This is a genomic window from Chryseobacterium sp. CG10_8 (genome assembly GCF_058117085.1).
Genome location: NZ_JBYVEB010000113.1, coordinates 1 through 9,353 on the forward strand (window position 1 = coordinate 1; position 9,353 = coordinate 9,353).

Here is a 9,353-nt window from a genome sequence, read left to right on the forward strand (position 1 = left end):
TTTTGTGAAATGCTTTAAAAAGTTTTTAAATTTGTGATGAGTCACAGCAAGTAAAACCTGTTGTAGAGTCAGCTTCATGTTGTGAAAACATTTAGTGCCTCGACTATCTTCGGGGCTTTTTTTTGTTGCTTCGAAATCACTATCTTTGTTTTAGAAAAATAAAATTAACATAAAGCGTAAGCTATCGTATTGGTCAAAGAAAACTGCGAATCTTCTAAGAAATCCAAAATCGATAGGCTTATGCCCATGCAATATGCGTGGGCTGTAAGTCATATTTGGATTTCGGGTTCTTCGCAGTACCTCTTTGACGAATTGGCTTCAGTTCCACGCTTTTCTTTTTACTTAACCTGTGCGAGGAACGGTACAATAAAAACACTTCAAAAAATGAAAAATTTTGTAATCAGCCTCAGTACGTTCATTGTATGCAATGTCTCATTTATTTATGCACAGGAAACAAAGCCATTAGAACCGTATTTCATGAAAGATGGGAAAGTGGAGCAATTTGAAAAAGCAACCGCCAAAATGGAAGCTAAAGCAGTTGGAATGGGATATGGAGGAGTTAATAACTACCTCACTGTTTTTAACAGTAAAAAATCAGCTGTTAGGTTTAAGCAGAATAACATTCCAAAGTTCTACATCAATTTACCTGATAATGCATCTTCAGAAAGCATTACCATTGTAAAAGCTGATAAGGTTAAAGAGAGTAAAACCTATCGTCGTTTTGTACAGTCCGGAGTTTCAATGGGTGGAACGAAAGATATGTCAAATTATCAGTTAGTTTTACCATTAAAAAATTCAGGTAACGGATCTTATGAAATCGTTGTTCCTCAAGATATTGAAGCTGGAGAGTATTCTTTTGTGATAACTTCATCAACCCAATATGATCCTTTTGCAAGCCCATTAAAAAAAAAGATATTCTGCTTTGCCATTGAACCTCAAATGATTAACTTTAAATAAAAAAAATATGAAGACTTTGAATACAACCGGACAGCACTTGCAACAATTCTTCACTCGATTGGCTTTTGATGATAGCATTTCATATGAAATGTTGCTTGATAAGGCTAAAAATGAAGAAGAAGTTTTACTAGGTGAATTTATGTCCAATTACGCACATAATAAATCTGATTATTGTTTTGATGAACTGCTGAAAAGGATAAATGAATCATTTCCAGAGCTTGATTATGAAGATAAACAGAGATTTCACAATTCTTGTCAAGGATTTTGTGAGTTGTATGAAGGCGAATACGAAGTTTGCTCCTTCAATGTGTTGGCTGAAATTAAGTATATCTCCAAGAAACTTACAAGCACGGATATAGAAATTTTGAGCAAACGAACCACAATCGATATATGTTAATATTTGAACGTAATAATTGATGCCCAATCCCCTATCCAAAGCCTATTTACCAGAAGGGTTTGCCATAAAAAACGTCTAAATCCCTAAATGATAAAGCCACCTAAAATTTGGTGGCTTTTTTCTAAACCAAAGCCATACGAATTTTCGTATGGCTTTGTATGAAAAATTGTATTTTTATAAGTGCTTAATAAGCAAAATGTTATACTGTTAAATCCTATTTCTATAAAAGAAGAATAAAATTACAAGCTGTTAGATGTAGCCGGCTTGCTGTAATAAATGAAACCTCTAATTACACACTGTCACAAACGTAGCCGATTAACATGAATTGAATAAAAAGCCAAGAATAAAGCAAATCCAGCTATTAGGAAAAAATAAATATAGTATTTTTTATTATAATCATTGAATGAAAAACTATTAAATCCTTCAAAAAAGACAACCTTTCCAACAAAAATGGCTACTATTAAATAAGTTATGATGTATATTTGGATAGACATATTTATCTGCGAATTATCATCAAAAGTAAGATGAATTGTAGCATAGCCAAAGTTTAAAATTATTCCAAAAATCAATGTAAAAATAATCCACGTTGTTAATTTTGCAACTACTTTATTTCCCTTATCAATCTTTAAATAGTAAATATAGATGTGGTAAAATAATAATTTAAAAAATCTAATAATATTCATCTTTTGAAAGGAATTCGTTACCAGAAAAATACTCATATGCGGCAACACTTGCAAAATAGGTAATTGATATACCTGCACCTATAGGGCCAAAAAAACCCACAATCCCCATTGCTGTGTCTAAGGCAGTTCGAGAGTAAGAGATATTACCTTGGTACCCTTGAACAAGGGTGTTTGCAATACCTACAGCACCAACTGCTCTTCCAATTACATTTACCACTGGGGCAGCACCTTTTAGAGTGTTTGCTGAAAAAGGCAAACCAGTACTAATAGTTTCTGCAAACACAGTACTTTTTGAAAGACCAGGACTTGAACCCCATTTCGTCAATCCAGAAGATATTAATTGGGAAGAACTTTCGACAATCCCTGCAACAGTAGTCATTGTTTTTGGATGGCTATTAATCCAATTAAAACCTGTATCAAATGGATTACCTGATCCCGTTCCTATTCTTGGAGGTAGGTTGTAAATATTCACACTTCCTAAACCACCGCCAGATACACCATTGCCTGCGCTTCCACCGCCCGAACTTCCAAATCCCCAAAGATTGCCAATACTTGCATAAAAAGTATTTCCAGAGGAATAGCCTCCTCCAACAATTACTGGATCGGCAGAAAAAGAATTAGTTGCCGCACTATGCCACCCCTGATCTATCCTCTTCCACCAAACTCCGTTAATATCTTTCCAATATTGACCAATACTATATCCTGTATCTGGGCAATCTGGACATCTACCATCCGTATCCACATAAAAAGCAGGATTATTCCACGAAAAAGCGTATGGGCTCTTATCTATCTGTGAAGGGTCGTCCGCTAATTGATCAAATGACATCCAACGCCCTAATTCAGGAGCGTATTGCCTCCATCCATAATCGAAAGTTCTACTGTCACTCTGCCATTCTTTGCTATTATATTGATAATTGTATGCATCTACAGATCCAGCGTCAGGATGTTTTAAGCCAAAGGGATAGTAATTTCCCTCCTCCAATACCGTTGCACTGCCACCATTATTGTAGTAACAAACTCTCACGTTGCCAAGGTGGTCAACATAATTGTAGATATAGCGATTATTTATAAAATCATAATAGCCCTCTGAGGTATGTACAAATTGTAAAGTTTGAGGAGCATTTATATCCGATGATACAGATTCATACTGAAATCCGGATAAATACTCTGTATTAATATATCTTTCAAGTCCCTTTGCTCGGTAGGTATATTTTTTTTTCAATTTTACACCATCCGCACGATATAAATAGGAGGTGTTTACGTTCCTTTGAACATTCAGTCCTGTGACTACGTCTTGTACTATATAGGTAGCATTAAATACGACCGAACTTGGAAGATCTAATACATTATAGTTGACATTAAGAACCCCTTTATCCTGCTGACTTATCACATTGCCGTTGGCGTCATAGCCGATGGTGTTGCCTGATGAACTGGGATAACCACTATAATTGCCGCTGTAGTCGGTGACGGAAGTAAGTTTGTTTCCGGTATAATTATATGAAAGATTATCAATAAGTTGGGCGTAATTATCTGGAAAAGAATAAAATTTAACATTTCGTTGCAAGGATAAAATATTTCCATTAGGATCATATGTAAGACTCTCGTCATAGTAGTTATTTTGAGGAGCAAAAGTGGTGGGATCTGAATATTTACCAGCAAGCAATCGGTTATATTGATCATACAAGTAACTATATCTTTTTTGTAAACCATCAGAATTTGCCCAATTGACTTCGGTAATATTTCCATTGTAATTTGCAGGCACTACTGAGGCATTGGATGTTTGGGAATATTTTAGTTCAAAGGCAAATAAATCATTTCCCAAATTACTTGGATTATTGATTTGACTTATCCAACCTCTGATATTATAGGAATAATCAATCTGCTGAATATTATTCCCTACCTTTTTGCTGGTCACCTGCCCCAAATCGTTATAAGTATATTCTGCAAGTAGTGTTTCAGGTTGGGCATTCACCTTGTGAAAATGTTGTTTTAATCTAAATCCATCATCATAAACAAATCTTTCATTAATAACGGTTTCTGCATCGACAGAAAGCCTTTTGTGATAAATGTTAGAGAGCATCACGGCTTCGGAAAAACTTAATTGTCTCTCTGTTTTGGTATAACCTCCAAGATGATTCACGGAGTGCATACCAATTAGCCTACCTTTAGTATCATACCACACATAGGCTTTTGTCCAACCATCATCTTCAATATTTTTGATTAAACTGACTGTTGGCAACCCTTTGGTACTTCTAAGCGAAACAATATTATTAGAATTATATGAAGTATTGGTTGCATTCATTGTTGAGGCTCCCAAAATCGTACTTGGTTTGGCAACAGAACCTGTTGGATAGTCATCATAGTAATGTACCTGCATTACTTTAATGGAAGATGAAGGAAACGCGATGTTGGTATAGTAAATGTTTTGACCATTATATGTAATATAGGAAGTACTTCTTGATTCGTTGTTTAATGGATTGGTTGAATTAGCATCTATACTTTGCTGTAACGCACTTCGTGTCTGAGAACTTGTAAACAGTCCAGTATAAGTAACCCTTGAAAAACGATCATATTTTACAAAAGTCCATTGAGATCCATGCTGATTAGAGTCTTGAGATAAAATAACACGACCTTGCTTATCATACACTATAGACTCCCAAAAATCTTTTCCGGGCAACCTTTTTTCCACTAATCTGTTGTACTTATCATATCGATATTGATAACACAACTTGTTAAGGTCATCATTAAGCTGGGCAATGATTGTAAATGTGGCAGCTTTCGGAGGAATCACAAGAACTAGATTATCAAACTCATCATAAACATAATAAGTATCTAAAGGGGAAGCATAGTTATCAATTTTTCTTATTAATATTATTTTTCCGCTAGAATCTTTATATACTTGTGATTCTTTTCCATCTTCATCTTTAATAATACTTTTATGAAGTGTGTTAGCATTGTAAAACCCTCCCGTAGTACATGAGTCATTAGGAGCAAAATCAATACTGATATCATTGATTTTTTCAGTGGGATTCCATGTTGATACTGCCTTTAATCTCTTAATTGTATTTCCTGAATTGTTAGAATAAGTGTATTTTATTGTATGATTGGTTCCCATTGCCCAATCATTCCCAAAGGAAGCAACTTCTTTTATCCTTTTTAAAGGAGAATTGTCATCAGCTAATTCGGAGAACGCGTTTTCTCCATAATATGCGTTTGAGGAATTTTCATTAATCCCAGATTGATAAGCTCCATTGAGAGATGTTACAGGTATCGGAAGATACTTTTTCTTCTGTTGACCATCTTCATAAAAAACAGGAAGAACTAGGTCTTTTTGAGTTGGAGATGCCTTTAAGGCTATCTTTTGTTTACCTCTTCCAAGTCCATCAATGTATATTACATCCTGTAGTTGTTTAGCTGTAGTCGATTCTGTGGTTGCAGGCTCAAGATAGGTTCTGGAATAGATATAGTTTTCAGTGGATGTTAAGTTCTGTGCATAGGCTTGCATTACTCCCACAAACAGAAATACTAAAAATCTTATAATATTATTCATCATGATATTTTTTTAAGGTTTATAGTTGTATTTTGATTCTTTGATGATATTTCCATTAACATCTTTAATCAATTTGAGTTTACTATTAACATCATACATGTACAGTTGTGTCACTCCACTTGGTGGGGTAACAGAGGTGACACCAACTAGAGGATCATAAGTGTAGGTGGTAATCATATAGTTTTTAAGTGTTGAATTATTCCTAAATGTATTGAGAGCATTCATCAATGTTATTTCTGTTGAAACACTTGTATCCAAATTAGATTTATTAATAATATCTGATGCTAATGTGCCTATATTAGTAAGAGTTGCTCCCTCTATTTTTGCAATAGGAAGAGTTTGGTTATAACCCCAAATCATTGTTACGGGATTTCCAGTGCCAGTAATCGGATCTAAATCAGTAGTGTATTGGCAAAGGTTACCCTTGCTGTCATAACTGTCATATCGAATAAGAGTTTCCAAAGAGTTGTCAATAGGATTAGTAGAAACAACTGATGTTGGATAAAAATTATTGGGGTTATCAAACTTCGTTTCAATTTTTGATATCAACTTTCCATTTGTTTTATTCTCGATGATTGTTGGTATATTAAGAATATTGGCATCAAGAAAGATATTTGCTTGGTTAAGCAGAGGAAAAACGGGATAGTATAGTTTTTTTTCGGATATAGTTCCATCTGCGGAAGTCTCTTTTATTAAAACAGGTAAATTATTACGTCTACTATACTCCGTAACTATTTTTTTCTCTATATAATCTTGATTTTCATCACTTTTTATTTTTGATACGATTTCTTGCTTTACAATGCGCCCCGGCAATATGCTTACATTAAATGCTGTATTATAGCCACCGCCCGCAAGTCCAAATGTTGGATTAAAAATATCTTCCGCCAGTAAAACATGTTGATTATTAAATGTTTGCTTTTTTTCAAGAATCCCATTTTTTGTAATGTTAAAATAATTCGTTGTTGTCCCGGACGGTGTTACTGTCGATGAAAAATCAGACGGTGTCTTAAAATAATACTTGACCGCTCCATCATTTCCTTCTATGACTTCTACATTTTTATACAATATATAAGAATCAGCATTAAAACCATCTTCATTGTAGATAACTTCACCACTTGAGCTATTTGCATCTGTAAATTTATTGTAGAGATAGGATATTACTCTTTGGGGAGTAGTATCCGAAGTTGATTCAAAAGTTTTTATATTTTTAATACGCAATCCGTAATATTTCCCCAGCATAGCATTTCTGTAAGGGGGAGGAAGGGTTGTTAATTCGTAAAAAGCAATACTTCCCTCTCCTCTTCCAAGATACTCAATACTATTTAAACCCGCAGGAATTGTAAATTTTTTCACTAATACTTTTTCTGTAGGTGTGGTGTGAGAATAACATGTTGTTCCTAAGGAATTATTAATTTTGAAATCGCTTGATACAGGCGGATCCCCTTCTGGATATATGTCAAAGTTTTGGAAGTTAGGATCAACAGGAATGGGAGATGCTGTCATTACCACAAAGATAGTTTTAGATGTTGAACCTAAAATGCGATATATGTCTCCTCCAAATCCATAACCAGGGTAACTAAATGTTTTGACATTTATATATTGAACATTTTGATATGTAGGATTACTTAGAACAGTTGGGTCAATATTGGCTTCTAAGTAGTATTCATGGGGTTCAAACTCATACTCGATAACTCCTTTTGTGGGAAGTATAACTCTCTTTAGAGAACCCTTCCTTAATGAAGAATCAGCGATGTTTTCAACGTCAATTAATGCACAGAAGTTGCTCCAAGATGAATAATCAAGCATTGGATAATTTGTATAATCATATTCAAATTTGGTTTCTTCTTGAAAAGCATTTAGCGCATTGTATTTTACTAGTTTTTTTAAAATTCTTCGGTTCCCAAAATCAAATGAAAATTCCTTATCAAATGCATATTTAGAAATTTGAACATTATTTATATTCTTTAGTACTATATTGTTAAGACTATAGGGGTCGTTCATCGTGTTTTCTAAAGATGAATCGTATGAATATGATAGACTAATAGTGCCATACCCAACCGAAGAAATGGCGGTAAGCTTACATATTTTGTATGGTCTGCTTACATTATTGTCAACATACCTTGTGTCCTTTTGGTAGGTAAAATTGGCAAGAATCTGATTTTTTGCGTCTTTAATCTGAGATAGGTAAAAGGCTGATTTGAAGGTATATCCCGTCGATGTAATGCTCTCACTAAAGTCATTGAATACATACTTGATGCCGTTGAAATCAGTAATGGTAAATGAAGTTAAAATTAGTGTAGCATTATTGCTTGTTCTAGTGTATTCTATTCTAACAAACTCTGGAGAATTAACAGTTATAGGTACGATAGTGAAATTATTACCAACCCTATTAATTTTAAACTTCATAGCAATGGAAGGCAAACTGATATAATAAATATCATCAAAAGGATTCGCGTAGTAGTTAGCATTTGATGTATTATCATAGTATTCATCCACACCATTGATTACGTCTCTGGAAATAACTCCTCCCCCAAATAACGACCAGCCATAGCCAATATCACTAACAGGTTCTCCTAATGCAACATTTTTTGGGTGATAGCTTAATCTGAGCGACAAGCTGTTAGCAATTTCATTATTATTTGAGGGCAAACTTAGCAATGGAAAGGAGATATCTGGCACTCCTGTCGCTGAAGAAACTGGAGTGTCTGAATATGTTGTAAGTGAAGAAACAGAGGGTACGGGCTTTGGTAGATCCCCAAAATTAAGGTTTTGAGATTGTTGTGCAACCACATTAATGATAGACGCAATAAGCATTAATAATAATATCTTTCTCATAACGTGTTTTTTACTTTTTAATAATTTTAGAGTTAGCAGACTGGTTATTGTTGGTTTTCACGGTGATGATGTAGGCACCTTGTATAAGTCCGGAGGTGTTAATCTTGGTGACACGGTTTTTAGAAGCAGTAGATTGGATATGTTTTCCACTCATATCATATAAATCAATTGTTGCATCCTCAAACTTAAATCCAATCTCTACATAACAATAGTCATCCACTGGATTAGGATAAATCTTAATAGGGAGCTCTTCGATTAACTCTTCTAAGTCTTTATCTCCTAACTTAACAATCTTCCAGTTTTCTTTTCCTAACTCTTCAGCACTTGTTCCTGCTAAAACAATGGAGCCGTCTCTGTTGATCTTAAGATCAGACAAACGTTCCTCCTTCTTTTGTGATTTTCCTTTCACGTGTTTTCTCCAAACTTCATTTCCATTGGAATCTACAAAAAGCATCCAAAAAGTTTCATCATCTTTCTCTACTCTACCTTCAGCTTGAGTATATCCACCAAGAAGAAAACCTTTGGTTTCTGAGTCTTTGGCATTCATGACCATATTGAGCCCCATGAGAATATCCCTGTTTTTAAAAGAATAGGATTTCTGCCATTGTTCATTACCATTATTATCTAAAGCAACGAGCCACACATCCGTTCCTTCTTCTATTCCTACGGACTTGTTTCCTGATTTTTCAGATCGACTTTCTCCTCCTATAAGTACTCCATCAAGAGTATTAATCAAAGTTCTTGGGTGATCATCTTGGTCTCCTCCATAAGTTCTCTGCCAGAGTACTTTTCCAGTTTGATCCAGTTTCACTAACCAGTAATCACCCTGTCCATAGTTTTCAGTTGCTTTAGCCACATAGGTTATTGGAGTGGTAGTTTGCGCTTTTGAGGTTGAGTTTTCTTTTTTGTTTTCAGTTTTAGAATACTCCGC

5 protein-coding genes are annotated in these 9,353 nt (G+C 34.6%); 2 read left to right on the top strand and 3 right to left on the bottom strand.

The window, feature by feature from the left end:
* The first annotated feature begins 384 nt into the window (after nt 1-384).
* Complete coding sequence (locus tag AC4AGG_RS13970) at nt 385-957, top strand: hypothetical protein (RefSeq protein ID WP_489772628.1); 573 nt, start codon at nt 385-387, stop codon at nt 955-957.
* A gap of 7 nt (nt 958-964) precedes the next feature.
* Nucleotides 965-1,354: a hypothetical protein gene (locus AC4AGG_RS13975; protein WP_489772629.1), complete on the top strand. Its 390-nt coding sequence runs from the start codon at nt 965-967 to the stop codon at nt 1,352-1,354.
* Nucleotides 1,355-2,023: 669 nt separating this feature from the next.
* On the opposite strand, the gene AC4AGG_RS13980 is transcribed toward AC4AGG_RS13975, so the two are convergent.
* The 3 genes from AC4AGG_RS13980 to AC4AGG_RS13990 all read right to left on the bottom strand — a co-directional run.
* Complete coding sequence (locus AC4AGG_RS13980) at nt 2,024-5,590, bottom strand: DUF6443 domain-containing protein (protein ID WP_489772630.1); 3,567 nt, start codon at nt 5,588-5,590, stop codon at nt 2,024-2,026.
* Nucleotides 5,591-5,599: 9 nt separating this feature from the next.
* Nucleotides 5,600-8,422 carry a hypothetical protein gene (locus AC4AGG_RS13985; RefSeq protein ID WP_489772631.1) on the bottom strand — a complete coding sequence of 941 codons (2,823 nt, stop codon included), beginning with the start codon at nt 8,420-8,422 and terminating at the stop codon, nt 5,600-5,602.
* Between the two features lie 10 nt (nt 8,423-8,432).
* On the bottom strand, nt 8,433-9,353 hold a 921-nt coding region (locus AC4AGG_RS13990), incomplete at its 5' end, for a T9SS type A sorting domain-containing protein (RefSeq protein ID WP_489772632.1).

Coding starts and splice junctions, on each gene's coding strand:
- AC4AGG_RS13970 (WP_489772628.1), top strand. CDS start 385: ATGAAAAATTTTGTAATCAGCCTCAGTACGTTCATTGTATGCAATGTC.
- AC4AGG_RS13975 (WP_489772629.1), top strand. CDS start 965: ATGAAGACTTTGAATACAACCGGACAGCACTTGCAACAATTCTTCACT.
- AC4AGG_RS13980 (WP_489772630.1), bottom strand. CDS start 5,590: ATGATGAATAATATTATAAGATTTTTAGTATTTCTGTTTGTGGGAGTA.
- AC4AGG_RS13985 (WP_489772631.1), bottom strand. CDS start 8,422: ATGAGAAAGATATTATTATTAATGCTTATTGCGTCTATCATTAATGTG.